This window comes from Methanomassiliicoccales archaeon, assembly GCA_036504055.1.
GTDB lineage: Archaea > Thermoplasmatota > Thermoplasmata > Methanomassiliicoccales > UBA472 > DASXVU01.
The window spans coordinates 1-26109 of sequence record DASXVU010000016.1; the positions used below are offsets into that span (position 1 = coordinate 1).

Below are 26109 nucleotides of genomic sequence, written 5' to 3' on the forward strand. Positions count from 1 at the left end.
GGCGAAATCCATCGAAATGCGTCTTATGCCAGGCAGTCTGGACGAGATCTTCTCCTCTCCCAGTTGGGTCAGGTCCAGGTCAACGAAGCCACCCACCCGGCCCCGCCCTTGATCTATTTCCATTTGTATCGCCCGGGCCACGATGTCCCTAGGGGCAAGTTCCATGGAATGCTCTGCGTACCGGGTCATGAACCTCTCCCCGGCCGCATTCCTTAGAGTGCCGCCTTCTCCTCTGGCCCCCTCGGTTATCAGCATATTGGTACCGAACAATGTGGTGGGATGGAACTGGACGAACTCCATGTCCTTAAGAGGCAATCCCGCCTGAAGGGCCATCGCCGCCCCGTCCCCGGTGTTGATGTGGGCGTTCGTGGAATGTGCATAGATCCTCCCATAGCCGCCGGTCGCTAGTAGTAAGGATCTCGAGGAGAAGCCCTCAATGTCGCCAGTGGCGATGTTCAACGCCACGCAACCGGTGCATCTTCCTTTCGTCCTGACAAGACTGGTGACGAACATCTCATCGTAGAAGGCGATCTTCCTGGTCATGCATTGCTCGTACAGTGTATGGAGGAGGTTATGCCCGGTCCGGTCTGCTGCGTAGCACGTTCGAGGGAAGCCAGCTCCCCCGAAGGGTCGTTGGGCGATCAACCCCTTCTCGTTCCTGGAGAACACCGTTCCCATGTGCTCCATCTCCAGGACCGCATGAGGCGCGTTCTGACAAAGGATAGAGACGGCATCTTGGTCAGCCAGATAATCCGCCCCTTTGACGGTGTCCAGCGAATGTGTCTCCCAGCTGTCCATCCCTTTTGAAAGGTTATTACCGAGGGCGGCGTTGATCCCTCCCTGCGCGGCGACAGAATGGGACCTTAGCGGGTGCACTTTGGATACGACGGCGACGTCCTTTTCATGATCGGCGGATGAAACGGCCGCCATTAGCCCGGTCAGACCGCCTCCGATTATCACGATATCATGGGTATGGATGAGGTCCGACATAGGAATGATCAACTGCTCCTATCCGTTTCAATTGTCCCCCCGGCGGTATAATTCTTTTGCCAATGGCATGATGTGCTGATAGAGATCCGAGAAGGATGAAGGGATCGTGGGTATGTATCATATCTATCTACGGTTTTGTCGCGTTGCGAACCTTTGTTGGATGGACCCCATCAAAAATGAACTTAGGATCGTCTCGAACGGTCATTTGGATCTGGCCAGTCTTAACATACCCCGATGGATGGATAGACCATCCGTAACAATCTATAATACTGTTCCACCGGAATGATGTGCAGAAATCGTCGAATTCTAGCTTAACGACGATCTTAGGGAGGAGTATCATGCGCAAGGAAGAGATTCTAGCAGGACTGGAAAAGGCCGTAGTGGCCGGGAAGAAGCAAGAGGCCATTCAGCATGCCAAGGATGCGATGGCGGCGGGTGTCAAGGCTCTGGACGCGATCGACCACGGGCTCATCAAAGGAATGAACATCGTAGGCGACAAGTATGCTGCCCATGAATTCTACCTGCCCCAAGTTCTGCTTGCGGCGGATTCGATGTACGGTGCTCTGGACATCCTTTTGCCGCACATACCGAAGGAGGATGCAGACAAGAGGATCGGAGTCATAATCGGCGTCGTCGAGGGAGATGTCCACGATATCGGCAAGAACATCGTCAAGACGATGTGCACCGCTGCTGGCTTCGAAGTCCACGACCTGGGCCGCGATGTCCCTCCAGAAACGTTCGTGGAAAAGACCAAGGAGACCAAGTCGCAGGTCGTCGCCATGAGCACTCTCATGACCCCCACGATGGACGGCATGAAGGCGGTCATGGATGGTCTGGTAGAGGCGGGCATCAGGATGAACGTCAAGACGATCATTGGCGGGGCCCCAACCTCACAGGAATTCGCTGACGACATCGGCGCCGACCTACATGCGGTCAACGCCCAGGAGGCAGTGATCAAGATCAAGGGGGCTTTGTAAGATGGCTGACACGATGAATCACATCGAACGGGCGGTCGCCGCCCTTCAGGACCAGCCGGTCGACCGTCTGTCGTCATATCCGCTGGCAATGGGCGTGTGCCGCAGAACCGTCGGCGACGGCAAGATGACCTACCGCGACTGGGCCTCAGACCCGAAGAAGTATGCGGCCGGGTTCATACAGGGACAGAAGTACTTCGACTTCGACTGGGCCATCGGCCTGATGGACCTGTCGGTCATGGCTGGAGATCTGGGAGCCACCGTGAGGATGGACGACCAGAACACCCCGTTCGTCACAGAACCGGCGTTCAAGACCGTGGAAGACTATGAGACGTTCGAGGTCCCGGATGTTCACAAGGGCCGCAGCGGTGTGCTCCTGGAAGGCACCAAGCTATTCACCGATGAGCTGAAGAGCCAGGTGATATGCGCGGGATTCATTGAAGGCCCGCTTCTGGCATTAACGCAAGCGACCGGCGCCGAGAAGGTCTTCATGGACATGTACAACCACCGCAGCGCGATACACAAGGCGCTGACCAAGTTAACCGAGTTCGACATGAGGCTGATCGACGGCTTCAAGGAGACCGGTTGCGCCGGACTGGTCTGGGACTATCTGTGGGGAAGCTACTCCTGCCTGGGAGACAAGGAATATGAGGAGTTCGAGGGCAATGACAAGTACGCCCTCAAGCTGAACGCGCACACCTCGGAGCTCGGCATCGCAAGCTGCATCCACAACTGCGCAGACCTGCCGCACCTGGACACCCAGGTCAAGAAGATGAAGCCAGCGATATTTTCGATGGCGTACTATCCCCTGATCCCAGGAAGCCCCTCACCCAAAGAGGCCATTGCCAAAGGATACGCGGACGGGACGCTGCTGGCGGGGGATATTGACCCTCAGCTTTTCGTAAGAGGCACGCCGGAAAAGATGCAGAAGACCTCTATGAACCTGATCCAGGAGGTAAAGACAGCCCTGTGCGAGAGGGGTCTGCACTCAAGATATGTAATATCTTCCGGTTGCGAGGTTCCGCCCACTGTCACCACCAAGCTTGAGAACATCAAGATGTGCGTTGACACCGTGAAGCAGTATGGCCAGGTCACCTGCGCCAAGGAAAACGCCTGAAGCTGCAAACTCTTTCCATTTCCATTCTTTCTTTTGCGGGATTTAGAAATTCAGAAACGTATTTCAGATGACAGCCGTATTAGGACAGCACAGCCATCGGTGAGCCAATGAAGATTGCACAGATCGCAGGTTTCCTAGGCAGCGGCAAGACCACATTCCTTATCGAAGTGGCAAAGGAGCTGGTCTCTCGAGGCCACCGGATCGCCATCATCGTGAACGATGTCGGCGATATCAACGTGGACGCGAAGTTCATCGAGTCGTACGGGTTGAAGGCCAAGGAGATATCCGGCGGATGCATATGCTGCCAGATAGCCGGCAGTTTCGCCACGACAGTCGCGACTTTGTATAACACCTTCAAACCGGACATCATCATCGTCGAGCCGTCTGGTGTGGCCATACCATGGGGCCTTAAACGGGCCGCCGAATACTCCGAAGAAGAGATGGAAGGCAAGATCGAGCATACGCCGGTCCTTACTCTGGTCGATTCGGTCAGGATCGATGTGCTAATGGAGTCGGTCCGCAGACTGGTCGAGACCCAGATACGCGAGGCTGATGTCGTTCTCATCAACAAGGTCGATGCCTCCACGCCGGAGAAGATCAAGAAGGCGGTGGACCTGGTGAAGAGCATCAACCCCACTGCTGAGATCCTATACGGTTCCGGAAGGACGCTGCAGGGCGTAAAAGAGATCGCTACGATCATGGAGACCAGGATATCCCCGCGTTATGATGAGGCGAGCGAGAAGGAGATACTGCGCAAGTCCTACGGGACGAAGTGAGCGGTGAACCCATGGACGAAGAGCTACATCTGGAGATGCACCGGGCGGCCGACGAGCTGGGCAAATTCTCGATCCATATGAAGGTGCATATGAAGGACCCGATCGACCCCGAGCAGGCCGGGAAGTTCCTGGACCATCTATTGGTACAGATCACCGAGGAGTGCATGAGGGACGGGGCGGACCTCATCGGGCATGTAAAGGCATTCCTCGAACCTACGAGTGGCGGAACGCTCGGTGCCAGCCTGGTGGATTTCTCGATCGGGACCCAGCTGAGCAACGGGCTCACCGGACCGGTATCAGACGCCGATCTGACGATCCACGTCATCGTGCATGGGCTATGGGACCCGGACGTCCGTCACTCATCTATGGAGATGATCGAGAAGGTGATGGCCGAGGAAGGGGTCAAGTTCGAAGTCATCAAGGATTATTACGAGGTCGAGAAGTCGATCGCTCATCATCACGTGAAGGGGTGAACTCAATGACAGAAAGATACTACGAGGCGATGCGGCAGAAGGGCTTTTCCAACAACACCATGGACTCGATCCGCAAGGTGAAGTGTCCCAAGTGTGGGTTCGAGTTCTCCCTGACCTATGCCAGGACCTTTGCCTGCAGGGGGTGTGCCGAGGCACTGCGCAACTGTCCCAAGGTCCGATGCGCCAAATGCGACACCGAGTTCTACCTGAAGGAGATGCCGCACATCGCCAATCCATACAAGGAGAGGGCGGTCGCCACCCATATGAACAAGGTCGTCACCGATTATTATGACGAGAATGGATGGAAGAAGTCAAGGTAGGACACCATCGCACATCAGTTCCCAATTCGAACATCTGGCCTGAGCAGGTCGTGTTAGGCTTTTCATTTATCTGACATTGGCGGTAATGATATTTTCGGAAAATCCTACTCTATGGTTAAGTATACGCCATGGTACTTCCATTAAAAGGGATTCGCTTGGGGAGGATGAATCGAAGGCGCAAGTTCTGGGCTGTTGCCTCGCTACTTGCCATTGTCATGATCGTATCCATATTGGCTGGTTCTATCCTTAATGGCAAACAATCATCAACCGGCGGGATGGATCTTAAGTGGAGGATGGATCTCAATAGCGACGGGTCGTTCATATGCCAATTGAACGACACTCTGATCGTTCAGGATGAGAGAGCGCATCAATTGAAATCGATCGGCAAGGATGGCAATTCAAGATGGAGCTATTTCTATTCCGATCCTCTGAGCATGTTTGCCCGTGATAATAGCTACTTTTGCTTCATTGATCATAGAAATGATACCCAGATCCTGGTATGTTTGGGGGTGAATGGAACCGTAGCATGGAGCAAAGCGGTCTCGGCCCAAAGCAACGTATTCCGAGGGGAAGATGGAAATTACTATTTGCAGGCCGGTTTTATGCAAATGGACACCAATCATTCAACATGCACCGTGACGTGTCTCGACGAGAAAGGCAACGAGAGATGGATTCAAACCAGTGATTCGGGCCTAATCGTTTGGGGCATTTGCAGTGACGGAACCGCAATCCTCAGACAGGATATCTATGACCTGAATGTCACCCCGCCAGGAATCATTATCGTCAAGCAAGAATTGATCTCAGTGTCATCGGACGGGAATATTCTCGGAAGGCTGAGCCTTCCCTCGAACGCATTCAATGCCTTCAGGCTTTATGAACAGGAAAGCAATGGGACCATCGTTGCCTATTTCGAAGACGTCATGAACTTCACGACCTATCACTACATGGGCATGACAGAAGACCTTCAGCACAACTGGTCCTTGAAAACCTCAAATATGGAGGATCGAGGCAAAACCATCGGGTCGGTGACATACAAGATCAACAATACTGGCGTGGTCGGGGATAATGGAAATACATACAGCATCGCAACCCTTGGCGCCTACAATGCCAGCGATGGAACGCTCTTGTTCAAGACAGATTTTCAGGGAATATCCTTTTACTGGGTAGATGTCAACTCTGGGACGGTCTACGTAGAGGATAGGGCCGGTTCATTCTGGGCAGTGGATCAGGAGGGACAGGCAAATTTTGCGCTCGGCGCTGCTGGATGGCAGGCATTCGATACCTACGGCAACGGGTTATTATTGTATGGTAGCTCATCGATCAAACTGATCGATGACCAAGGCTCACCTGAATGGCAATACGATCTTGAAGAAGGCACCATCAAATCCGTCCACGTCGGAACGGATAGCACGATTTATCTGATAACGGATGTCGGAATATCGGCCGTTCATAAACCGCAGGTCTCAACCACCATGGTCTACATCGTCGCCCTAATATCAATCGACATTCTCGTTATACTAACCTGCGGATTGTGGCTTATGGACCACAGGCTGCCCGAGGAAAGGCATGGACCCTGAGATTCCCTATTCAGGTAAGCATTTCCGTTCCGAGCACACCTAGAAAACTAAATAATGTTGGTAACTCATCAAATCAATCCCGTGAACGAATCCCTTTGCGCCCGCGATTCTATCGGACCGGCCGATGACCTTAACATGATTGAGGATGAGGAGACATTTTCGGGAGAAGAGCTGGATGAGGAAGAAGCAAGGGATCATGGAAGAGGCATTTTGTATCTTGTTTTCGCTGCGGTCATCACAGGTTTCTTCTTATGGCTACTACTGGGATTATGGGGATTTCTGCAGGAAATGAGCTACGGTCACGGCTGATCCATTCGCATAATTGACTCAAACCAACCTAATATTTGAATGGATGATCTTTAACGATCCGCTCGCAGTATTCACACCAACTGCATTTTGTCTTCTTTACCATCATGTCAGGATATGCCTTGGCGATAATTTTGTGATAGACAGAAGAATGATCCGTTATCGGCTCAAGGTATCAACCTTGCCCTGATCATGATGGTAGGTTTTCTTAATGGTTATCAGCCGCGATATTAAGATGTCCTCAGAATAAATAACGGCCTCGTTCCTCCTTTATTGGGAAGAATATGGAGAAGATCAGACATAAAGAGAGGTTGTGGGCTGTTGCATTGATGGTGGGGATTTTCGTGGTCCTTTCTAGCATTGGCTTTGCTATGCTCCTGCAGAAGGAGAGAACGACCGGCGGCATGGATGTGCTGTGGAAGCAGACCGGTCTGGGAACAACGACCGACGGTGTCCAATGGATCAACGATTCGGCGATAATCAACGATCAGAACGATAAGGAGATCCGGTGCATCGGTCCTGACGGATCGGTCGAATGGATTCATACTTACTCTGAGATCCATATGCTCATGGCGCGGGATGGGCACATCTGTTTTGCCGAGAACGAGGGCGGTATCACGTTCACCTGCTTGGATCGCAATGGATCGGTCGAATGGACCCGACCTGACCCCTGGGTAAATGAGACGCCCATCAATCCCGTCAGTTCAACCTACGGATTGCCAGGTCTCGATGGGAACGTATATCTGTTCGGTCCCTCGGGCCGTTCGGTCCTTTGCGTCGACGGGTCAGGTTTCGATAGATGGGCCTTTACGGCGGACAACGGGGCCATCGGTTTACCGGTCATCTACTCCGATGGCACGGTATTGATTGCTCATGTCATCACAAATGCCTCATCATTGAACTCCGGTCATCCCCAGCTCGGAAATGGGGAGGAGATCGTTGGTGAGGAGCTTATCCGGATATCACCGAACGGCACTGTCGATGGCCGATTGGAGATCCCAGGGTTCAGGGCCGATCTGCGCAATTCTTTTGATATCGCAGTCAACGGGACCCTCACCTTCAGCTCATACAATTTCAGCGATATGACCGGCAGCGTCCTTGGCATATCCGAACATCTTGAGATAGTGTGGTCATCATCCTACAGCGATCTGAACGCCCCAGTCCAAGGCGAAGGGTCGATCGTGTATTATCTCGAGCACCATTCTGTCGAGATCGATTCCTCTGGGGGTCTGCATCATTTCACCACGTTGTGCGCTTATAACACCAGCAATAGCAGTCTCCTTTATAGGACGGATTTCTCCGGCACGTTCACCGGCGGGATCATCGTCAGCGGCGACACCGTCTTCCTCAGCGGCAACGACAAGGTCTGGGCGGTCGGACCGGATGGGGAAGCGCACATCGCTGACTCGTCAGGATGGGCCGTGTTCGGTCCATATGGGGGCGGCCTTCTTCTGTACGACGGGATCGGGATAAGGCAGATAGGGGCAACCGGTTCAACCGATTGGCAGTTCGACCTGGACAGCGGGACCATCAGGTCGCTTCACCTCAGTTCAGATGGCACGATAATAGTGTATGCCAACGATGGGTTCACCGCCATCCACAAGCCTTCCATGTCCACCAACATGATATACATGGTCGGGCTGGTGGCGCTTGACCTGCTGGTCGTTCTCACGGCAGGGATATGGATATTGGATCGCTGGTCCGCAAAAGAGAGAGGGACACCCTGAGGGCCCGCCATTCCATCAGGGATCCGATCATTCCGGGACGTTCGAGGGATTAGCCGATCGCTTTCTTGATCGCCTCGACAAATCGTTCTAATTCTTCGTCGCTCGGTTCAGGGAAATCGAAAACCGAGGCATACTCGCACGGACCAAGATTCTTTTCTGTGCAGTCGTCCAGGATGACCGAGGTGGCGATCTTCATCCCGTTCCTTTCCATGATGCGGTCGCAGCATTTGTTGCGGCATCCGTTCACTGCGGTGAGCTTGTCAATTTCCACTCCGCTCATCGACATCATGATCGGGCTGAGACCGACAGTGCACACCGAGAACTGAAGCGATTTTCCATTTGCCAGGTTCCATTTGGAGAACCTTTCCATGGCCTTCTCCATGAAGACCCCTCTCTCGCCATTGGCGCCGCACACGACCACGCCCTTCCTCATTGCAGCACCTCATCCATCAGCGTCTCGATCTGCTTGGCGGTCCTGACGATCCCTTCCTCATTGACCTGGAAGAACGGCCCCATCATCATCTTGCCCTTGGGCATGACACCGAACTGCATCAGGACCTGCAGGCCGCATAGTCCTTCGCAACCGTCCACCACTATGACCTTCCGGTCCCTGAGGCCGTTCATGTCCTCGACCGCTTTGGGCAGCTGGGCCAGGGCTGGCGCGACCGTCACCACCCTGATGGGCCTCCTTTTGGAGATGTCCCGGACCGCCGCCCTGAGCACCCGTGCGCCGGGGCTGTATCCGGAGCAGATGACGATGTCGACCGTCTCGCTCATCTCTTCGCCTCGAAGAACAGCCTGGGCTTTCCCACCGCCGACACCACGATACGCGATTCCAGCAGGATCCCTCCTCCCCAGCTTTTACCCAGGTGGCCGATCCTCTCGTCCTTGTCCACCACTATCTCCACCTCGTCCGCACCGGCCTCCAGGGCCCTGGTCCGGGCGATCCCGGTGGCCCATTCCACGGCATAGGCAGAAGCATCGGTCACCGAAGGAAAATCCTTCTTCTCCGCCGATGAGTGCAGGGAGCATGGCGGGTTATCCATGGCCGAGACCCCCGGCTTCGGCCGGATGAGCACTTCCACCGATTCCAGGATGGAACCGGTTATGGCACCTACCGCGTTGCCGACCTCAGAGTGCTCTAGCAATAGGAGCCTGGTCCCGAAGTTGTCCGCTACGGCCGGCAGGTAAGCTCCCACCGGTGCGCCTATGCCGATGATCGGCTTGTGCAGGGTCAGCCTGACCGAGTAGTCCTTCCCGGACTCATGGGTGATGAACTTGTTGAACAGATCGTTGCACACATCGCAGCGCGGCACCTTGCCAGTCTCCTCGTAGACCAGCTTGCGCAGCAGCTCATTGGAGATCTTGTTGATCACTGCTCTCTTGACCTCCGAGCAGAACTGGTGCAGCTCCATCTCCATGTTGGACGCCTGGATGGCCACACCGATCGCGGAGGCCTCGGCATCGTACTCGATGTACGATCCGTCCGCATGAAGCACATCCGTAGGGGTCAGACCTATCCTCTGGATCATGCCGAGCTCCTCCAGTTTTCGTACGTTGAACGAGAAGGGATGCACGTTGGTCATGGCGCCGACCTCATAGATTCCCCTCGGCTCCTCCTTGACCTTCTCCACGAACAGGCCCTCCTCATTGGACAGGGAGATGTTCGGGACATCCTTGGAAAAGACGAAGAACTCCGTCACTTGGATGACGTTTTCCACAGCCACGTGCCCGGCCTGAGGGCGGACCTTCTCCGTGACCATTGCCTTCAGCTTCTGCTTGATGGAGGGATAGATCGACGAGGCTATGCATAGCGGCACCACTCTTAACGGTGTAAGAACGATCTTGCCGTTGGCCACCACTATCCGGCTATCTCCTCCGATCCCTGAGGTGGAGATATCCGCCGCTTTGACCCTGGTCCTCCAGCCACCGATCATGGCACCTTCTGGATCGAGACGGGGCCGGCCATCCCTCAATATCCCGATGTCGGTGGTGGTCCCGCCGACGTCGATGACCACCGCATTGTTCTCCCGGGTGAGGAACTTAGCCCCAATGAGCGAAGCTGCCGGACCGGACAGGACGGTCTCTACCGGCTTCTCCTTCGCCATGTCCTCCCCCATCAGGGAACCGTCTCCCTTGACGATCATCAGCGGGGCATCGATCTGTTTGTCCGCCAGGACCTTTTTGACCGATGCCACAAGCTCTGCTATGATCGGGATCAGCTTGGCGTTCAGGACCGCCGTGATGGTCCTTTCATGGAAGCCCAGTTTGGATGACAGCTCGTTGCCGCATACCACAGGGTGGTCGGTCATCCGGCCGATCAGATCCTTGATGGCGATCTCATGCTCTGGGTTCCTGACACTGAGGTATGAAGAGACCGCGAAGCCGTCCACCTTGCCCAATACGCTGCGGACGAACGCTTCCACCTTGGCCATGTCCAGCGATGCCTTCGCCTCTCCGTTGAGCGTATGACCTCCGGCCATCTCCAGCACATCGTCGACGGGTATCGATCTGGAATACTCGTTCCCGGCCACGATGAGGGCCACCCGGCATCCCTTACCTTCGACGACCGAGTTGGTGGCCAATGTCGAAGACACCGAGACCAGCCGGATGTCCTTGTATTCCACATCCAGCTTGGCGATGGAGTTGGAGATCCCGATGGAAAGGTCGTTCCTGGTGGTGAGCGCTTTTGCCTTGACCACGACCTTTCCCGTGTTCAGGTCGATGATCGCAGAATCAGTGTACGTGCCGCCAGTGTCTATTCCCAGGCCTAAGTTCATCATTTCACCCGTCTCATGAATCGTTAGAACAGATCAGAAGATAGGTCGGTACGGCGGTCACGGTTTTTAAAGGGTTCGATTTATTCATCTGGATGGTCCATACATCCACAGACTAGCCATCAGATCCTTGTGCGGTCAACCCGTTCATCCAAGGTTACCGACCGCGTCGCCCCGAAGCCCCTTCCTGAACCTTGAGCTCTGTTCGGCTATCTCGTTGAGGTCGGATGGAGACACCCTCCTCACCCGCGGAAGCTCGCCCGGATAGACTCGGATCAGCTCCCTCTGCAGGTATTCATGCACTAGACCGGAGGTGCGCAATCCCTCCACGCTCCAGTTGTCCACCAGGTCCAGGACCGCGTCGCGGCCGGTGCGGTAGAAGGCCTCCGCCAGCATCGAGGTGACGATAGTGTTCGTGGACATCACAGCTATGTCCGATTCCCTGACCGCCTGTTTGCTCCCATTGAAGGAGATCGCCAGACCGCCGCCCTTCCTCACGAGATGCAATGCCCTGGCGTCGGTGCCGCTGTCGCCCACATACATGCAGTCCTCCAGCGGAACGCCCATCTTCTTGCATACCTCGACGACCGATGATGCCTTCTCCTCATCCCCGATGGTCTGAGTGTCCATCATGAGCTGATAGCTCTGCATGTCGGTCATTTCGTTCCAGAACATCTGGTCCATTTTCTGCACCGTCCGCCTGGTGTCCTGCGGCAGGTCCCGTACGCTCCGCGCCGTGCGCGCGACCTCCAGGATCGGCATCTTGACGATATCCTGTGCCATCCTATGGAGCGATTCCGATTCCCAGGTGTCCATACGCACCGTGTCCAAAGAGAACTTGGTGCAGAAGGCGTTCTCGAACGGGAACCCTATCTGGTCGCAGACCGCGCTGACATAGTGTTCGTATGATGAGGACACCATGAAGGGGGACATGATCTCCTGTACGAACCTCATGGTCTTGTCCGCCCCGGCGATGAGCTGGAGATGGTTGCGTGAGTATTCCACCAGTTTGGTGTCAGTGGCGCCATATGCCTTAAGGAAGGGCAAAAGGAGCCTTATCTTGTCCCCGGATTTGTAACCGTCCTTTTTGAATATGTTTGCCAGTATGTCATCATACTGGGAGAGGATGGTGTAGAGCTTCTCCCCGTTCTCGATGAACTCGAAGCACATCTCTCGGGCGATATCGTTCTTGGTGATCGGGCCCTCGCAGTCGGTGACGAATATCTTCCCGTCGAAGGGCATCATCTCTTCCAGTCCATCAAATTCCATGTCTTACACCTCGAGGATGAAGGCGGCGATGATCCGCACCTTCCGGACGCGGCCGTTCGTGGTCACGCTCCGTATCATAGCTCTCCCCTTTCGAACTTTTCAAGCATCATTCTGTCGGGATATCCATCCCGTCCCGCCGCGGCGATGCTCGCTGCCGCGGCTTTGGTGGCGAACTCGGCGCAATCCTCCAAGCCCCATCCGCGGAGCACTCCCGCGAGGAAGCCCGAGGCGTATACGTCGCCCGCGCCGGTCTTGTCCATCACCTTTACTCTCTTGGCAGGGATAAAATGGTTGCCGCCACCCGAGAACAAGGTCGAACCCGCCGAGCCCATCTTTAGTACCACCGTCTTCGGCCCCATCCGCATCAGGTCCCCGGCCCCCGCCACTCCGTTCTGTCCGGTGAGCGATCGCAGTTCCCTTTCGTTCAGGAAAATGATGTTGGAACGCTCGATGATCGGATGGATCGCGTCCAGACCTTTCTTGGCATACACCTCGCCCGGGTCGAAGGAGATGAGCACGTCACTATTGAGCGATCGCACCAACTCGATCTGTTCCTTTAGGGCCGGATCGCCCACGAACGATGAGAGGTGGACGATGGAGGAGTCATTCGCAAAGTCCATGTCGTCCTTGGTGACGGTAAGGCTGTCATTGGCGTTGGGCAGCAGTATCAGTGATCGGTCCGTTTCTGCGACCAGCGATATGCAGGCGCCGGTGGCTTCCGCCCTCTTCACATGGGAGCAATCGACCTTGCCCATGGAGTCGATCAGGAAATCCCCTTCACTGTCGTTGCCGACGGTGCCGATGAAGCCGGCGCAGAATCCCATCCGGGACATCGAGTAGACAGCGTTGGCGGCCGAACCGCCCCCGCTCTTCTGCAACAGGTGCCCTTCCCTTTCCACTTCTTCGAGAACGGACCGGAACTGTTCGGCGGTCCCGATGACCTCGCCGCCCGGTATGAAGGACCTGCCCGCTATCTCGAGCCCCTCGACCTCGTAAATCAGGTCCTGGTTGAGTGAACCCACTCCGACGATGTCCTTCATCCGTCCACCCGAACGTTGCAATGGCCAATTAATGTATGTACTGAGGAGCGAAACAAATATTCATTGATGCGGTTGACATTCGTGATAAGGATGAACGTGCACATTCGCGATGCCAAAGGATCGGATATCGAGGCGATCAACGACATTTACAATTACTACGTGCTGAACTCGACATGTACGGCCCAGACCGAGCCGGAGCCGAGGGAGGGCAGGGAACAGTGGTTCTCCGAGCATACCGGAAAGTACGTGGTCATTGTGGCCGAATGGGAAGGACAGGTGGTTGGGTGGGGTTCGCTTTCCAGGTATCATCGGCGTCATGCCTATTGGCCCACCGCTGAGGATTCCATTTACGTTAAGCACGACATGCTCCACAAGGGGATCGGCAAAATGCTCCTGGAGGCATTGATAAAGAAAGCACGGGAATCCGGTTTCCATAGCCTAATGGGGGTCATCTCATCGGAGCAGTTGGCCAGCATACGGCTGCATGAGTGTTTCGGCTTTCAGGAGGTCGGCCACCTGAGGGAGGTCGAACTGAAGTTCAATCGCAGGCTGGACGTGACCTTCATGCAGCTGATGCTGTGATTAGAATAGATGATCGTTCACTATCCGGGCCTCATCTCCGACATGGCATTTCATCACTTCTATGCCGAGCCCGGCGATCCTCTTGGCCACTTCGTTTGTGTCCTCCAATCTGGAATTGACGTAGACGGTGGCGCCGGTGTCGATGGAGAAGTAGCACTGCAGACCCTCCGACCGCATCTTCTTCACCTCCAGTATGATGCTTACCGTATCCGGCCTCCAGAGGAACAGTTCGTCCACCCCGGTCATGGTGATGCCGTGCAGTAGGAGCGTATCCAGCTCCGCCAGCTTCCCTATCTGCTCGAAGTTCCTCGAACGTATGGCCTCCTTCATCTGAGGGATGGCGTCCTTGACATACTCCAGTCGGGCCTTGAAGAATGGCGAGGTCACCACCGAACGGTGCGCGTCCTCAGTGGATTTGTAGGCCGGCACCAGCGCCGCTACGATGCCCATGTCCAAGTCCTTCGAAGAAGCGATCCGGGCAGAATAGCTGCCCTGGTCGTTCGTTCCGGCATACCAGATCGAGAACCCACCGGTCACCGCCCTGGATGCCGAACCGGCACCCCGACGTGCGAAACGTGAGACGCTCTCCAGGCTGAGCCCGAGACCGAGCGCCGAAGATGCCGCAAGGGCCAAGGCGGCGAACCCGGATGCGCTCGCTCCCAGACCGATGTTCGACCTGAAATTGTTCTGGGAGACCATCCTGAACCCGGTCCTCTCTCCCGCCAGCTCCCGCATCGGGTTGACCACATCCAGGATCCTCTGCGATTCACGAGGGGAGGCCATTTTGCCGTCGTAGGCACAGGTATCCTCATCGTATCCGAACTCGATCGTGGTGTGGCTCATCAATGGCGCTGTGCAAACGGAGATCGAATCGTGATAGGGTATGCGGAGCTGTTCATCCTTGAGTCCATGGTATTTTATCAGTCCCTGGATCGGATACGCCGTCGCCGATGCCTTCGTGTAACTCACCTCATATATCGAATATCACCGTCACGGAAGGTTCATCCAGGTCCACCTTCAGCATATGGTATGTGATCGCCTTGATCTCGGTCTTCGGCTGGTGCTTCTCCAGGTCGAGCCTCTCGCCCCTGGCCTTGCACTTGATTTTGAAACCGTCAATGGTAACATCGAACTCGCACAGGACCAGTCGGGTCACATCGTGCACGTACAAGAACTCCGAGAGGAAGTTGTAAAGAAGGGATTCATAGTCATGCCCTTCCTGGACTATGTCGATCTCCTGCGTCGGATCGATCGTTGTGGCATCGACCATGGTGTTGAACAGGGCATAGGCCGCATTGCCGTAACACTCCTCCAATGTCCTGCCGTATGCCTTGATCATGACATCGGCGGTGTGCTCCAGCTGTTCGTATCTCATCGGCGCTCGTAGGCATTCCACCGATAATATAGCTTGCCAGGCGACATCCTCGGCACATCATTTCCACCCAGCTGTGACTATGAAATTGTCGACCCTCTCAGGTCCAAAGGTCCTCTGGCCCTCTCGTTCCGACGCAAGTTGATGCGTCACCGTTATATGCCCGCGATACAATGGTGGAGACCATGCGTCTCCTCATCATCGGAAGCGGAGCCATAGGCGCGGCATTGGCAAAGGCGATCGACGACATGCCAGAAGTGGACTCGTTCTACATCACGGACAAGAACGAGGAACGCGCCATGAAGTGTGTCAAGGGCTTCAGCAAGGCTAAGTTCATTTCATCCACCGATGAGAGCGTCCGGGCCCATCTGAAGAACGTCAACCTGGTGGTCGAGGCGGCCAGTCAGGACGCGGTCAAACACTATGTTCCGCTTATCCTAGGGCATGGGAACGATGTGCTGGTGATGAGCGTCGGAGCGTTCGCCGACGACGGGTTCCGGGAGAAATGCTTTGGACTGGCCAAGAGAAAGGGAGGGCGCCTATACGTTCCATCTGGAGCGGTCTGCGGTACCGATGGACTGCACTCGGCATCGGCCGACCGCATCGATTCGGTCGAACTTCACAGTACAAAAGGTCCGAAAAGTTTCAAGGACGTCCCCTATCTGAAGGAGATCGGCATCGACGTCGATACTCTCACCGAGAAGACCGTCATCTACCATGGACCGGCCCGCGAAGCGGTGGTCCATTTCCCCAAGAACGTCAACGTCTCAGCGACCATAGCTCTGCTAGGGCTCGGTCTGGACAAGACCATGGTGACGCTCATCTGCGACCCTACATGCGACTGCAACTCGCACCGCCTGATCGTCAAAGGCGTTTTCGGGGAGATCGATGCCGAGACCGACAACGTGCCATTTCCCTCAAATCCTGCCACTTCATACCTCGCAGCGCTATCGGCAATTGCTGCGATAAAGCGCATCGCCGGAAATGTCTGGATCGGGGTCTGAGGGTCACATTGATCCTGCCTGGTCCTTGACCGGGTATCATCGGAAGAAGGGTTTCGCAATGACAGAAAGGGGAAAGCGGATATTCAGCAAGCTAAAGGAAGAGATCGATGCCATCGTGCTCATAAACGGCGACGAGCCGAACCTGGACATGGCGTTCTCCTATGCCGCCGGCACCGAGGCCGGGCTTTTCGAGGGCTGCGTCACCGTGGTCGACCCAGATGGAAAGGTCAGGATGATTTCCAGTCAATTGGAGGAAACCAGCGCCAGGCGTTCCAAGGCTGAGGTCTCGGTGTTCCAAGGGGCCGAAGACAGGTCGAACCGGATGAAGGATTCGTTCGGCCATGCCAAGAAGATAGGCATCAACGGGAATGGATTGACCTACGCTAACTACATGGATATCAAGAATGCCGCCCCTAAGGCGGAGATCGTTGACGTCTCATATGCCATCGCGGCCTCCCGTCTGGTAAAGGACCAGGACGAGATAGGGCGGCTAAGGAAAGCCTGCCAGATAGCCTCACGGATCGGCGAGGAACTGCCCTCCATCGTCAAGGAAGGGATGCCAGAGTTCGAGGCGGCGGCCGAGGTCGGATACCGCATGATGAAGTTGGGCGCTTCGGCAACGTCGTTCACCACCAATGCCTCCTGGGGCCCGAACAGTGCCGAGCCGCACCATGAGCCGGACGACAGCAGGCTGAAGAAGGGGGACACCGTCCTGTTCGACTACGGCGCATTGTACAACAAATATGGCTCCGACGTCACCAGGACTTTCGTCTTCGGCAAGGCCGAGGACTGGCAGAAGGAGATCTACGATATCGTATTGCAGTCACAGCTGGAGGCCATAGACGCGGTCCATGCCGGTGCCCGGGCAAAGGATGTCGATGCGGTCGCTCGGCGCATTATCGATTCCACGCGGTACAAGGGGCGCTTCATCCATTCGCTTGGTCATGGGATAGGACTGTCGGTACATGACGGCGGAAGGTTCTCGCCCACATCGGAGATCATATTGGAGGAGAACATGGTGATGACGGTCGAGCCTGGCATCTATCTTCCGGGGAAGGGCGGTGTCAGGATCGAGGACGACATACGGGTGACCAAGAACGGATGCGAGGTCCTCACCACCGCCAAGAAAGAGTTCATGGTGATCTGAATGGAAGACATACTTGCCAAGGCGGTCCGCTCCATGCAGGACCAGGGCGCAGAGTTCTGCGATGCCCGCCACCAGGCCATTGACCGGACGTTCATAGCCATGGTCGACGGAAGCGTGCGGATGATCGATAATGGCCGTCTCGAGGGAGTGGTCCTCCGCTCCCGGTTCAATGGTTCGTGGGGCTATGCTTCGACCGTCGACCTGGGCAACGAGTCGATCATAGATGCAGGCAACCGTTCGGTCGTGAACGCCAAGCATGGCACCGCCAAGGGCAAGAGGATCCCGGACCGGAAGGCCAACCGGTCCAAGGTCAATGCAAATGTCAAGCTTCATCCCTCCAAGGTCCCGATCGAGGAGAAGGTCGCGGTCATGAAGGACCTGGACCGGGCGCAGAAGATAGACGATCGCGTGGTCAATGTCAACTCGGTCTACCGCGAAGAGGTCAAGAGCAACCTGCTGGTCTCCTCGTTCGGGGATTCCCTGCAATGGGAGGAGGTCCGGGCCCGTGTGTTCGCCCAGCCAGTGGCTCACGAGGGCGACCGGACCGAGTACTATTTCGACCTTATCGATGGCACCAAGGGATTCGAGATGGTCAAGGAGGTGGACATCATGGATTTCGGCAGGCGCGCTGCCGAGGAGGCGGTCAAGATGCTCAAGGCGAAGAAGGCTCCGTCCGGTCTTCAAACGGTCATCAGCGACCCGATGATATCTGGATTGCTGGCGCATGAGGTCATGGGGCACGCTTCCGAGGCCGACGAAGTGGTAAAGAAAAGGTCCTTCCTAAGCAGCGTGGTCGGCAAGAAGGTCGCCAGTCCCCTGATCACCATGGTGGATGATGGCACCATCGCCGGCGCCCACGGATCCATTCCTTTCGATGACGAGGGCACTCCCTCATCCCGGACCACAATCATCAAGGATGGCGTCTACCAGGGATACATGCACAGCTTGGAGACGGCGGCCGAGATGGGGGTCGAACCGACCGGTAACGGCCGTGCCCAGGATTTCGGGCACCGGGTCTGGGTCAGGATGACCAACACCTTCTTCGATAAGGGCGACGCCACCTTGGAAGAGATGCTGGAGGACGTGAAGTACGGGGTGCTGACCGACCACATGATCAGCGGCATGGAGGACCCGGTGGCCGGCGGTTTCGAGGCCAAGGCCTTGCGCGGTTTCCTGATCGAGAACGGGAAAGTGACGGACATGCTCCGCTCCTTCACCCTCACCGGCAACGCCCTGGAGATACTGAAGACCACCGATTCGGTGGGAAAGGAGGTGCTGTTCGATGGCGGCACCTGCGGCAAAGGCATTGAGGACTTCGTACCGGTCTCCTCGGGAGGGCCATATTGCCGTTCCAAGATAACCCTGGGAGGCGGTTGAATGCAGCTCGAACCGATCATGAAGAAGGCGATCAAGACCGCTTTGTCGGAAGGAGTGAACGATGCCGAGGTGTTCGCGGTACGTTCCCGGACGCTGTCGGTCTATGTGGATGACAACTGCATCAAGAACGTCGAAGAGAAGGCGGACCAGGGCCTGTCAGTTCGGGTGATCCGGGCCAGGAAGGTCGGTCAGGCCTCGTCCACCTACTCGAACATACGGGATTCGGAGAGCTGTGCGGTGAAAGCGGTGAAGCTGGCCGGGATGTCCCAGCCTGACCCGGCATTCAAAAGCTTCCCTGTTTCCGACAAAGGGGCGGAATCGCCGAACGTTTACGACAAGGCCGTTTCCGCGATGGATGCCGATACCATCACCGACCTGGCCAAGAAAATCGTGGCCTCCGCCTCGGACGCCGGCAAGGTAAAGGTGCCCAGCGGAATGATCCGGGTCGCGGCCATCCAGTCGATGCTGGTGAACACGAACGGAGTGGAGACGGAGAACCGCAATACCATGATATATGCCCATTTCACCTCCATGACGGAAGGGAAGGATCCTGGGGAGGGGGTGCGCAGCTTCTTCTCGCCCCACCTGTCCGGTCTTGACACCGCCGAGTTCGGCAAACAGCTGGGCCAGGGCGCCATCGACTCGATGAAGGCCGTGCCCTTCGAAGGGGAGAAGAGGATGACGGTCATCATCCCGCCGATCGAGCTGCAGGAGCTCCTCCACTCGACCGTCTCATATTCCATCAGTGCGGAGAACGTTCACCGGCACCGCTCCGCCTGGGCGGAGATGGCTGGCAAGGAGGTCGCGTCCCCGGGCATCACCATGGTCGATGACCCCTTCGATCCGAAGGGCATGCTGTCCTGCGGATACGATGACGAAGGGGTCCGCACCAGCCGCAAGGTCCTGATCGACCGGGGCGTGCTGAAGACGTTCCTGTACGATTCGTACAATGCGCAGAAGGGAGGCGTCAAACCCACCGGCAATGGCATACGTCGCTCCCCAATGGATTCCCAGAACTTGTACCGCAACGGCATCGATATCGACCCGGTCAACCTGGTGGTGAAGCCCGGTACGAAGAGCCTGGAGCAGGTCATAGCCGGGATCGACGAGGGATTGATGATAGGGCGCTTGGCCTCCGCCGATGCCAGTGGGATCACCGGAGCGTTCGGGTTGGAGATCCGCTGTGCCTATAGGATCGAGAAGGGCGCTATCACCGGGACGGTCAACCACGCCTTGGTGGCTGGCAACATGTACGACGCGCTGAAGAATGTGAGGGATGTGGCGAACGATACCACCGTCATCCGTTCCGGCATATTGCCATCCGTGGCGTTCGAAGGAATGGAGATCATCGGATCGAAATGAGCTTCGAACGCCGTCACGTTCCGGCCTAACCTTTATTACTACTATCCGCTATAGTACCAAATGGTCCCAATGGAAGATAAGCCCTACGAAATCCCCCAATACAACCTGAACGCAGCCGACCTGGAATCGTTCCTCGGGCCCTTGGAGGCAAGGGTGCTGCAGGCGGTCTGGAGCTTCGAAAGCTACCCTATCACCGTAAGGGATTGCTACAAGGTCCTGAACGAGAAGGGCAAGATCGCTTATACCACGGTCATGTCGACCATGGACCGTCTGCACGAGAAGGGCTACCTCGAGCGAACGATTGAGCGCGGAAAGGGCGGGCTGCTTTACAAGTATTGGCCAAGGATGAGCAAGGACGAGTTCAACTCACACGCCGTCCGAGAGATCATCGGCAGCCTGGTGAACAAGTTCGGCAAAGGCATGGTCGCCAGTTGCTTCACCGATGAAGTGGCGAAGAAATGATGGGATAGGGATCGAATGCATCGGGATGGACAGGGGGAAATGCCACGGATGTTCAGAACTGGATGACCCTGCAGTTCTTCCAACCATATTTCTATTACTCCTTGGTCCTGAGCCTGGCACTTTACATTGCGGTCAACTTGACGGTCCGATTCACCAGGATCGGGGACCACCGACTGAGGTCCTATCTGTTCGCACTACCGATGCTTTCCCCGATGTTCGTCTATTTGCTGTACCAACCACGATTGGACATACTACTGGTGGAGAGGAACCTGCCCTCGATGCCATTCCCGCCGAATCCGATGAGCCTGATGCAACCCCATCCCCTCCCTCCGGTCACACAGTCAGTGCTCTCGGTCACCGGGTCGCTATGCGTGTCCGGTATCTCGTTGGGCATATCATTGCTGGTGCTGTGCCTCATCCTAAACCGCTTCGCAACGAGGAGGGGATTCATACCGCTCTCCGAGGAGGATTTCCCAAAAGCGATCGGCATGGTAGCCAAGCGCTGCAAGCGGTTCGGCATAGAGATGCCACACATCGGGCTCATGGAAGATCTTCGCCCGAACGCCTTCGTCGGCGGCCACGGACGGTCGGCCGTCCTGGTCTTCAGCCTGGGCATGCTGGAGACATTTGACCAGGAGGAGCTGACGGTGGCGATAGACCATGAATTGATGCATCTTAAGAACCGGGATACGCTATTTCGGTCAGCGATGGTCGGGCTCATAGCCATGTCGTTCTTCAATCCGATAGCCTATCTTTCCTATACCGCTACGCTCCGGGAAAGGGAGCACTTGGCGGATGACGGATCGACCCCCACCAAGAGGTCCCGTGAAGCGCTCCGGAGCGCATTGAGAAAGGCGGCCGAAACCACAAGCTTGATCGAGGGAATGGCATCGATGAGCAACCTTAGGCTGGTGGGGCTGCTTCCGTTATTTCCGCGCAACATGCTGGCCACACACCCAGCCGAGGAAAAGAGGCTCGAATCCATCAGCCGTCCGAACCGGGAGCGCAAGGCCAGTCGTATGATGGTTTGCATGACTTTGTTGTGTGTGATCGCATTGTCCGGGGTCCTGCTGACCGTTTTTATGGATACCCGTGACATATTGATCCAAGGATCGTCGTTGGGAATGAATTTACTAGGCGCGGATGAGCGTCACGTGATGGATCATGCATTCCCCGGCAATGCCAGCATGGTGCTCCATGAAGGCCTTTCTAAAGATTTCACCTTCCTTCCCCCACGGTGGCCGGGGAACCAGGCCGAGCGCTCGCTGGCCCAGTTTGGCAACTTCTCAAGATAATTCGTTGCTACTATCGTTACTAGTAACTAATAAATAGCACAGTATCAATTGTCCTGACCATAGGAAGGTGCCCCATGGGCTTGGCCAATCGAGCTTTCAAGAGCATTTGGAGAAGAAAATGGAGGACCGGGGTGGCGCTGATCGCGATCGCCATCGCAATGGCGATCATGATATCGATACCGGCAGGCCTGAATGCCAATCAAGCTGCCGCGGTGAGCGCAAGGGACAGCATACAAGCATCCCTCGATTCCATGAACAACGAGATCACGAACATGTCACTCGTGGTTGAGGTCTCATATGGTCAAGCTGGAAGAGGAGTGCCCGGTGACCGTAACATGACCGCCCCGACTGTTCCTTCGGTCTCGAACATGAAGACGATCGCTGCCTCTGACGTATCCAACATCAGCTCATTGGACGGAGTCGTGAGCATTGTCAGCTACCTCGAGAAGACCGAGGGGATGCCGGATATGAGCAGCTTCTCTCCGGGGAGTTTCGCCCCGGGAAGCAGCCCGACACGTACCCAGATGAACTTTAGCGCGGTCTACAGTGTGTGGGGCATACCTACGGATGTCACCGTCAGCGGGCTTACCCCGTCCATCGTTAGTGGGAGGGCCATCAACGCCAATGAGACCGGCGTCGCGGTGATCAGCCAGTCGCTGGCCACCAGCTGGGGATTGGGTGTCGGCGACACCAAGACCATCGAAGGGGTCACATTTACCATCGTCGGCATCAGTTCAAGCACGACTTCCACGAGCTCTACCTCAACGGTCCCTGGCGGGTCGACAATGTCAGACCGCATCGTCTACGTGGACCTGGCCCAGGCTATGTATTCAATGTCAGGCACATACACCAATCTTTATGTCTATGCCAATTCCACGGCGTCGGCCGAGACGATCGCGCTGGAGATTGAGACATTGCTTTCCAGCTCTACAGTGACCACATCCACTGAGCGCGTGGCGCAGCTGAGCGCCTCACAGACCAGGATGACCACATCCCTGGCCAGCCAGAACGCCACCCTCGCCCTGACCCAAGCGACGGCCAACCAAGAGACCGTTCTTGCCTTGGTCGCCACCAGCGCCATCATATTGTTGATCATGGTGTTCTCGGTCCGGGAAAGGGTAAGAGAGATCGGGGTCATGAAAACCCTCGGTTTCAGTAACAGGAGCATAGTAAGCCAGTTCATGCTCGAAGGCTTATCCGTGACGTTCCTCGGCTGCATCATCGGTTCGATAGTGGGCATCATGGCATATCCTATACTGTCCAGTCTCTTGATGCCGGCGGCAACGTCCAATGCAAGCACAAACGGTGCACAGGCCGTCCAGACGGTTGCAGCGACGGTGACCGCCAGCCCCGAGCTCAGCATGGTCCTGATCGCCTTCGTGGCCGTCCTTGCCATGGGGGCTGTCGGCAGTCTCTACCCGGCCTGGAAGGCCTCGAGGATCAAACCGGTGGAGGCGCTTCGCAATGAGTGATGCAGTACAGGATCTGGCCATAAAGGCGGTCGGGCTCTCCAAGGAATACGATCTGAAATCCCATAAGGTGTTGGCGCTGAGGAATGCCAGCTTCGAGGTCAGGCACGGGGAATCCATTGCCATAAAGGGACCATCCGGTTCGGGCAAGACCACCCTGCTGACCATGATAGGTCTGCTGGACTGGCCCACCTCAGGGAGCATAACCATTGACGGAGTGGACCTGACTAAGATCCACGAGAGCAAATTGCACGAGGTACGCCAGAAGAAGATCGGATTCGTTTTCCAGAGCTTCAATCTGATGCCATACCTCACCGCCGAGGAGAATGTCGAACTGCCAATGGAATTGGGCGACCTGACCCGGAGCCAAAGGAAGGAGAGGGCGCTGGAACTGCTCGGCATCGTCGGTCTGGCGGAACGGGTCGGGCACCGGCCCACCAAACTAAGCGCCGGCGAGCAACAACGGGTGGCCATAGCCAGAGCGCTGGCCAATGGGCCGTCGATCCTTCTTGCGGACGAGCCGACAGGGAACCTGGACTCGAAATCCAAGAAGGAGATAGTGAAGCTGTTCAACCGCCTGAGGCGGGAACAGGGCATGACCGTCATCATCGTTACACATGATGACAAAGTGGCGAACGACATCGGGAAGGTGATCCGGATGCGCAACGGGAGGCTGCTGACAGAAAAGGACCAGGAGTTCCTAGAAGACGAGAATGAAGAATAAGAACACTTTACGAGGCTGGAACCGTTCTAGTCGTCTCTCCGACAACCTACCCTCTTCCAGTCTCGGTCCGACCCGCCGATCGTTATTTTTGGGTCTATGCTTTCCTCGAGTTCCGATCGGTCGGCAGGGTCCACTTCCCCAATTACTGGGTGTCCAGAGTAATGGTCGTTCTGTCGGCCAGTTCCTCCAGCTTTTCCAGATTGGAGATCACCTTTCCCAACGGCGTTACTGGACTGTAGGCCTCCGGAGCTTCTCCAGCGCTTGCCGGTGTGCGACCGAAGAATATGCAAAAGGCATTTCCTTCTGGCCAATAGGCGACCTCTCCCACCTCCATGATCTTCTTTCCCCGCTCAAGCTTGTCATGGACCGGTATCTCGAAGTAGATCTCTCCGCCCCAGACATTGATCTCTCTTTCCAAGGGCAGGGCCAGATAAAGTCCGTCGGCGGTGGTGGAATCGTTCAGCTCGATCACGAACTCGTCGTACCTGGTGCGCATCACTATCTTCGTCAACCGAACACCTCACTTGATCTTGACGACCTTCACCGTGTATTCGATATCGATGGTCAAGGGTCTTTTGCACCTTGGGCATGTCCTCTTAAGCGAGGACATGGAGATCGTCCACAGAGGCAGGTCCTGAGACCCCAAGGTCAGAGTGTGTTGACAGAAAGGGCACATGATGGAGATATTCTCGCCTGGCAAAAGATCACCGTTATTGTAGCTGATAGGTACTGGAAGCTAGTTATGATTTCGGTCACTCGAGCATTACAGAAAATTGAAAATGAAGAAGTTTAGGTTTTAGGACCGATCACTTGGCCTTTTTCTTGGCCGGCGCCTTCTTCGGGGTGGCCTTCTTGGCCACCGCCTTCTTTGCCGGGGCGGCAGCCTTTGCGGCACCCTTCTTGGCCGGCGCCTTCTTCGGGGCGGCCTTTTTCTTGGCCGGAGCTTTCTTAGCCTTAGGCGCTCCCTTGATCTCGAATAGGGCACGGATCTCCTTGCCTACTACCTCGATCTTGCTCTCGGCCTCTTTCTTCTCCATGGACTGAAGCTTCTTCATGCCGCCATTGGCGTCCTTCATCCATTCCTTGGCGAACTTGCCAGCGAGTATGTTGTCGAGAAGCCCTTCCATGGCCTTCTTGGACTCCGCGTTGATGACCTTGTCACGGGTGGACAGTCCGCCATACTCGGCGGTGTTGGACACGCTGGTCCACATGTGCATCATGCCGCCCTTCTGGATCAGGTCGACGATGAGCTTAAGCTCGTGCAGGCACTCGAAATAAGCGATCTCCGGCTGGTATCCTTTCTTGACCAGGGTATTGAAGCCCGCCTCGATCAGCGCAGTTACTCCGCCGCACAGGACCGCCTGCTCCCCGAACAGGTCGGACGTCGCCTCTTCCTTGAAGGTGGTCTCTATGACCCCTGCCTTGGTTGCGCCCAATCCCTTGGCCAGGCACAGCGCGATGTTCTTGGCGTTACCGGTGAAGTCCTGCTCCACGGCGATCAATGCCGGAACGCCGAACCCCTCAAGGTAGACCTGCCTTTCCATCGGCCCTGGTGACTTCGGGGCCATCATGATGACGTCCACGTTCTTCGGCGGCTTGATGACGCCGAAGGTGATGGCGAAACCATGCGCGAAATCGATGGCCGCCCCTTCTTTAAGGTTCGGCAGTATATCTTCCTTCCAGACCTGTCCTTGGACCTCGTCCGGGATGAGGATCATGATGACGTCCGCGCCCTTGACCGCGTCAGCGACCGGCGCGACCTTCATGCCGTTCTTCTTGGCGTCATCCCAGGACTTGCCGCCCTTTCTCAGGCCGACGGTAACGTCAAGGCCAGAGTCGCGCATGCACATGGATTGGGCCTTCCCCTGGCTACCGAATCCGATCACAGCCACCTTCTTTCCCTTCAGGACCTTGAGGTCCGCGTCAGCGTCATGGTAGATCTTTGCCATTTTATTTCACCTATCGCATT

General features: G+C 56.1%; 28 protein-coding genes. 17 read left to right on the forward strand and 11 right to left on the reverse strand.

Annotation, left to right across the window (positions count from 1 at the left end; all coding sequences use genetic code 11):
* Window positions 1–990 (reverse strand): FAD-dependent oxidoreductase (locus VGK23_03925; GenBank protein HEY3419679.1); only part of this gene is annotated, 990 nt, incomplete at its 3' end.
* A 338-nt stretch (window positions 991–1328) separates the two neighbouring features.
* Between VGK23_03925 and VGK23_03930 the strand changes: the two genes are divergently transcribed.
* From VGK23_03930 to VGK23_03965, 8 genes are all read left to right on the forward strand, one after another.
* Window positions 1329–1967, forward strand: coding sequence for a corrinoid protein (locus tag VGK23_03930; GenBank protein HEY3419680.1), 639 nt, complete (start codon window positions 1329–1331; stop codon window positions 1965–1967).
* A gap of 1 nt (window position 1968) precedes the next feature.
* A complete protein-coding gene (locus tag VGK23_03935) occupies window positions 1969–3081 on the forward strand; it encodes a uroporphyrinogen decarboxylase family protein (protein HEY3419681.1) in 1113 nt (370 codons plus the stop codon).
* A gap of 107 nt (window positions 3082–3188) precedes the next feature.
* On the forward strand, window positions 3189–3857 hold the full coding sequence (locus tag VGK23_03940) for a molybdopterin-guanine dinucleotide biosynthesis protein MobB (GenBank protein HEY3419682.1): 669 nt from the start codon (window positions 3189–3191) through the stop codon (window positions 3855–3857).
* Window positions 3858–3868: 11 nt separating this feature from the next.
* Window positions 3869–4330 carry a hypothetical protein gene (locus tag VGK23_03945; GenBank protein HEY3419683.1) on the forward strand — a complete coding sequence of 154 codons (462 nt, stop codon included), beginning with the start codon at window positions 3869–3871 and terminating at the stop codon, window positions 4328–4330.
* A gap of 5 nt (window positions 4331–4335) precedes the next feature.
* Window positions 4336–4650 (forward strand): hypothetical protein, encoded by a 315-nt coding sequence (locus VGK23_03950; protein ID HEY3419684.1) that lies wholly within the window; start codon window positions 4336–4338, stop codon window positions 4648–4650.
* Window positions 4651–4943: 293 nt separating this feature from the next.
* Window positions 4944–6227 (forward strand): PQQ-binding-like beta-propeller repeat protein, encoded by a 1284-nt coding sequence (locus VGK23_03955; protein HEY3419685.1) that lies wholly within the window; start codon window positions 4944–4946, stop codon window positions 6225–6227.
* 135 nt (window positions 6228–6362) lie between these two features.
* Entirely contained in the window at window positions 6363–6536 is a 174-nt protein-coding gene (locus tag VGK23_03960) for a hypothetical protein (GenBank protein HEY3419686.1), read from the forward strand.
* 326 nt (window positions 6537–6862) lie between these two features.
* Window positions 6863–8260, forward strand: coding sequence for a hypothetical protein (locus VGK23_03965; GenBank protein HEY3419687.1), 1398 nt, complete (start codon window positions 6863–6865; stop codon window positions 8258–8260).
* A 49-nt stretch (window positions 8261–8309) separates the two neighbouring features.
* Here the strand turns inward: VGK23_03965 and VGK23_03970 are convergent, their stop codons facing one another.
* The 5 genes from VGK23_03970 to VGK23_03990 all read right to left on the reverse strand — a co-directional run bounded on the left by VGK23_03970 (window position 8310) and on the right by VGK23_03990 (window position 13346).
* Complete coding sequence (locus VGK23_03970) at window positions 8310–8693, reverse strand: putative zinc-binding protein (protein ID HEY3419688.1); 384 nt, start codon at window positions 8691–8693, stop codon at window positions 8310–8312.
* A complete protein-coding gene (locus VGK23_03975) occupies window positions 8690–9037 on the reverse strand; it encodes a putative zinc-binding protein (protein HEY3419689.1) in 348 nt (115 codons plus the stop codon). Before VGK23_03975 ends, VGK23_03970 begins: the two co-directional genes overlap by 4 nt.
* A complete protein-coding gene (locus tag VGK23_03980; protein ID HEY3419690.1) occupies window positions 9034–11040 on the reverse strand; it encodes a hydantoinase/oxoprolinase family protein in 2007 nt (668 codons plus the stop codon). The genes VGK23_03975 and VGK23_03980 overlap by 4 nt, the downstream gene beginning before the upstream one ends.
* A gap of 144 nt (window positions 11041–11184) precedes the next feature.
* Complete coding sequence (locus tag VGK23_03985) at window positions 11185–12306, reverse strand: hypothetical protein (protein ID HEY3419691.1); 1122 nt, start codon at window positions 12304–12306, stop codon at window positions 11185–11187.
* 74 nt (window positions 12307–12380) lie between these two features.
* The gene (locus tag VGK23_03990; GenBank protein HEY3419692.1) at window positions 12381–13346 is read right to left on the reverse strand and encodes a PfkB family carbohydrate kinase; all 966 of its coding nucleotides are present in this window, start codon (window positions 13344–13346) and stop codon (window positions 12381–12383) included.
* Window positions 13347–13412: 66 nt separating this feature from the next.
* Here VGK23_03990 and VGK23_03995 point away from each other — a divergent pair, with 66 nt between their 5' ends.
* Window positions 13413–13928 (forward strand): GNAT family N-acetyltransferase, encoded by a 516-nt coding sequence (locus tag VGK23_03995; protein HEY3419693.1) that lies wholly within the window; start codon window positions 13413–13415, stop codon window positions 13926–13928.
* On the opposite strand, the gene mvaD is transcribed toward VGK23_03995, so the two are convergent.
* Window positions 13929–14897, reverse strand: a complete 969-nt coding sequence (mvaD, locus tag VGK23_04000; protein HEY3419694.1) for a diphosphomevalonate decarboxylase — start codon at window positions 14895–14897, stop codon at window positions 13929–13931.
* 1 nt (window position 14898) lies between these two features.
* Complete coding sequence (locus VGK23_04005; GenBank protein ID HEY3419695.1) at window positions 14899–15303, reverse strand: archease; 405 nt, start codon at window positions 15301–15303, stop codon at window positions 14899–14901.
* Between the two features lie 182 nt (window positions 15304–15485).
* Between VGK23_04005 and nadX the strand changes: the two genes are divergently transcribed.
* The 8 genes from nadX (at window position 15486) to VGK23_04045 (ending at window position 24140) form a co-directional block, all read left to right on the forward strand.
* Complete coding sequence (gene nadX, locus VGK23_04010; protein HEY3419696.1) at window positions 15486–16304, forward strand: aspartate dehydrogenase; 819 nt, start codon at window positions 15486–15488, stop codon at window positions 16302–16304.
* Window positions 16305–16362: 58 nt separating this feature from the next.
* Window positions 16363–17451: an aminopeptidase P family protein gene (locus VGK23_04015; protein ID HEY3419697.1), complete on the forward strand. Its 1089-nt coding sequence runs from the start codon at window positions 16363–16365 to the stop codon at window positions 17449–17451.
* Window positions 17452–18828, forward strand: a complete 1377-nt coding sequence (locus VGK23_04020; protein HEY3419698.1) for a TldD/PmbA family protein — start codon at window positions 17452–17454, stop codon at window positions 18826–18828.
* Window positions 18829–20190, forward strand: a complete 1362-nt coding sequence (locus tag VGK23_04025; GenBank protein ID HEY3419699.1) for a TldD/PmbA family protein — start codon at window positions 18829–18831, stop codon at window positions 20188–20190. It begins immediately after the preceding gene.
* A 60-nt stretch (window positions 20191–20250) separates the two neighbouring features.
* Window positions 20251–20652 carry a BlaI/MecI/CopY family transcriptional regulator gene (locus VGK23_04030; protein ID HEY3419700.1) on the forward strand — a complete coding sequence of 134 codons (402 nt, stop codon included), beginning with the start codon at window positions 20251–20253 and terminating at the stop codon, window positions 20650–20652.
* Window positions 20653–20714: 62 nt separating this feature from the next.
* Window positions 20715–21947 (forward strand): M48 family metalloprotease, encoded by a 1233-nt coding sequence (locus tag VGK23_04035; GenBank protein ID HEY3419701.1) that lies wholly within the window; start codon window positions 20715–20717, stop codon window positions 21945–21947.
* 74 nt (window positions 21948–22021) lie between these two features.
* Window positions 22022–23419 carry an FtsX-like permease family protein gene (locus tag VGK23_04040; GenBank protein HEY3419702.1) on the forward strand — a complete coding sequence of 466 codons (1398 nt, stop codon included), beginning with the start codon at window positions 22022–22024 and terminating at the stop codon, window positions 23417–23419.
* Window positions 23412–24140 (forward strand): ABC transporter ATP-binding protein, encoded by a 729-nt coding sequence (locus tag VGK23_04045; GenBank protein HEY3419703.1) that lies wholly within the window; start codon window positions 23412–23414, stop codon window positions 24138–24140. The genes VGK23_04040 and VGK23_04045 overlap by 8 nt, the downstream gene beginning before the upstream one ends.
* A 142-nt stretch (window positions 24141–24282) precedes the next feature.
* On the opposite strand, the gene VGK23_04050 is transcribed toward VGK23_04045, so the two are convergent.
* The 3 genes from VGK23_04050 to ilvC all read right to left on the reverse strand — a co-directional run bounded on the left by VGK23_04050 (window position 24283) and on the right by ilvC (window position 26089).
* On the reverse strand, window positions 24283–24651 hold the full coding sequence (locus tag VGK23_04050; protein ID HEY3419704.1) for a cyclophilin-like fold protein: 369 nt from the start codon (window positions 24649–24651) through the stop codon (window positions 24283–24285).
* 9 nt (window positions 24652–24660) lie between these two features.
* The gene (locus VGK23_04055; GenBank protein ID HEY3419705.1) at window positions 24661–24816 is read right to left on the reverse strand and encodes a hypothetical protein; all 156 of its coding nucleotides are present in this window, start codon (window positions 24814–24816) and stop codon (window positions 24661–24663) included.
* A gap of 130 nt (window positions 24817–24946) precedes the next feature.
* Window positions 24947–26089: a ketol-acid reductoisomerase gene (ilvC, locus tag VGK23_04060; GenBank protein HEY3419706.1), complete on the reverse strand. Its 1143-nt coding sequence runs from the start codon at window positions 26087–26089 to the stop codon at window positions 24947–24949.
* Window positions 26090–26109: the final 20 nt, after the last annotated feature.

What these genes read in the sequence shown, in the direction of transcription:
- ilvC (HEY3419706.1), bottom strand. Translation starts at nt 26,089, where the DNA reads ATGGCAAAGATCTACCATGACGCTGACGCGGACCTCAAGGTCCTGAAG.
- VGK23_04005 (HEY3419695.1), bottom strand. Translation starts at nt 15,303, where the DNA reads ATGAGATACGAACAGCTGGAGCACACCGCCGATGTCATGATCAAGGCA.
- VGK23_03935 (HEY3419681.1), top strand. Translation starts at nt 1,969, where the DNA reads ATGGCTGACACGATGAATCACATCGAACGGGCGGTCGCCGCCCTTCAG.
- VGK23_03960 (HEY3419686.1), top strand. Translation starts at nt 6,363, where the DNA reads ATGATTGAGGATGAGGAGACATTTTCGGGAGAAGAGCTGGATGAGGAA.
- VGK23_04055 (HEY3419705.1), bottom strand. Translation starts at nt 24,816, where the DNA reads ATGTGCCCTTTCTGTCAACACACTCTGACCTTGGGGTCTCAGGACCTG.
- VGK23_03980 (HEY3419690.1), bottom strand. Translation starts at nt 11,040, where the DNA reads ATGAACTTAGGCCTGGGAATAGACACTGGCGGCACGTACACTGATTCT.
- VGK23_03945 (HEY3419683.1), top strand. Translation starts at nt 3,869, where the DNA reads ATGGACGAAGAGCTACATCTGGAGATGCACCGGGCGGCCGACGAGCTG.
- VGK23_04020 (HEY3419698.1), top strand. Translation starts at nt 17,452, where the DNA reads ATGGAAGACATACTTGCCAAGGCGGTCCGCTCCATGCAGGACCAGGGC.
- VGK23_03995 (HEY3419693.1), top strand. Translation starts at nt 13,413, where the DNA reads ATGCGGTTGACATTCGTGATAAGGATGAACGTGCACATTCGCGATGCC.
- VGK23_03950 (HEY3419684.1), top strand. Translation starts at nt 4,336, where the DNA reads ATGACAGAAAGATACTACGAGGCGATGCGGCAGAAGGGCTTTTCCAAC.
- VGK23_04040 (HEY3419702.1), top strand. Translation starts at nt 22,022, where the DNA reads ATGGGCTTGGCCAATCGAGCTTTCAAGAGCATTTGGAGAAGAAAATGG.
- VGK23_03990 (HEY3419692.1), bottom strand. Translation starts at nt 13,346, where the DNA reads ATGAAGGACATCGTCGGAGTGGGTTCACTCAACCAGGACCTGATTTAC.
- VGK23_04025 (HEY3419699.1), top strand. Translation starts at nt 18,829, where the DNA reads ATGCAGCTCGAACCGATCATGAAGAAGGCGATCAAGACCGCTTTGTCG.
- VGK23_03955 (HEY3419685.1), top strand. Translation starts at nt 4,944, where the DNA reads ATGGATCTCAATAGCGACGGGTCGTTCATATGCCAATTGAACGACACT.
- VGK23_04015 (HEY3419697.1), top strand. Translation starts at nt 16,363, where the DNA reads ATGACAGAAAGGGGAAAGCGGATATTCAGCAAGCTAAAGGAAGAGATC.
- nadX (HEY3419696.1), top strand. Translation starts at nt 15,486, where the DNA reads ATGCGTCTCCTCATCATCGGAAGCGGAGCCATAGGCGCGGCATTGGCA.
- VGK23_03940 (HEY3419682.1), top strand. Translation starts at nt 3,189, where the DNA reads ATGAAGATTGCACAGATCGCAGGTTTCCTAGGCAGCGGCAAGACCACA.
- VGK23_03965 (HEY3419687.1), top strand. Translation starts at nt 6,863, where the DNA reads ATGGTGGGGATTTTCGTGGTCCTTTCTAGCATTGGCTTTGCTATGCTC.
- VGK23_03985 (HEY3419691.1), bottom strand. Translation starts at nt 12,306, where the DNA reads ATGGAATTTGATGGACTGGAAGAGATGATGCCCTTCGACGGGAAGATA.
- VGK23_04035 (HEY3419701.1), top strand. Translation starts at nt 20,715, where the DNA reads ATGACCCTGCAGTTCTTCCAACCATATTTCTATTACTCCTTGGTCCTG.
- VGK23_03970 (HEY3419688.1), bottom strand. Translation starts at nt 8,693, where the DNA reads ATGAGGAAGGGCGTGGTCGTGTGCGGCGCCAATGGCGAGAGAGGGGTC.
- VGK23_03930 (HEY3419680.1), top strand. Translation starts at nt 1,329, where the DNA reads ATGCGCAAGGAAGAGATTCTAGCAGGACTGGAAAAGGCCGTAGTGGCC.
- VGK23_04030 (HEY3419700.1), top strand. Translation starts at nt 20,251, where the DNA reads ATGGTCCCAATGGAAGATAAGCCCTACGAAATCCCCCAATACAACCTG.
- VGK23_03975 (HEY3419689.1), bottom strand. Translation starts at nt 9,037, where the DNA reads ATGAGCGAGACGGTCGACATCGTCATCTGCTCCGGATACAGCCCCGGC.
- VGK23_04045 (HEY3419703.1), top strand. Translation starts at nt 23,412, where the DNA reads ATGAGTGATGCAGTACAGGATCTGGCCATAAAGGCGGTCGGGCTCTCC.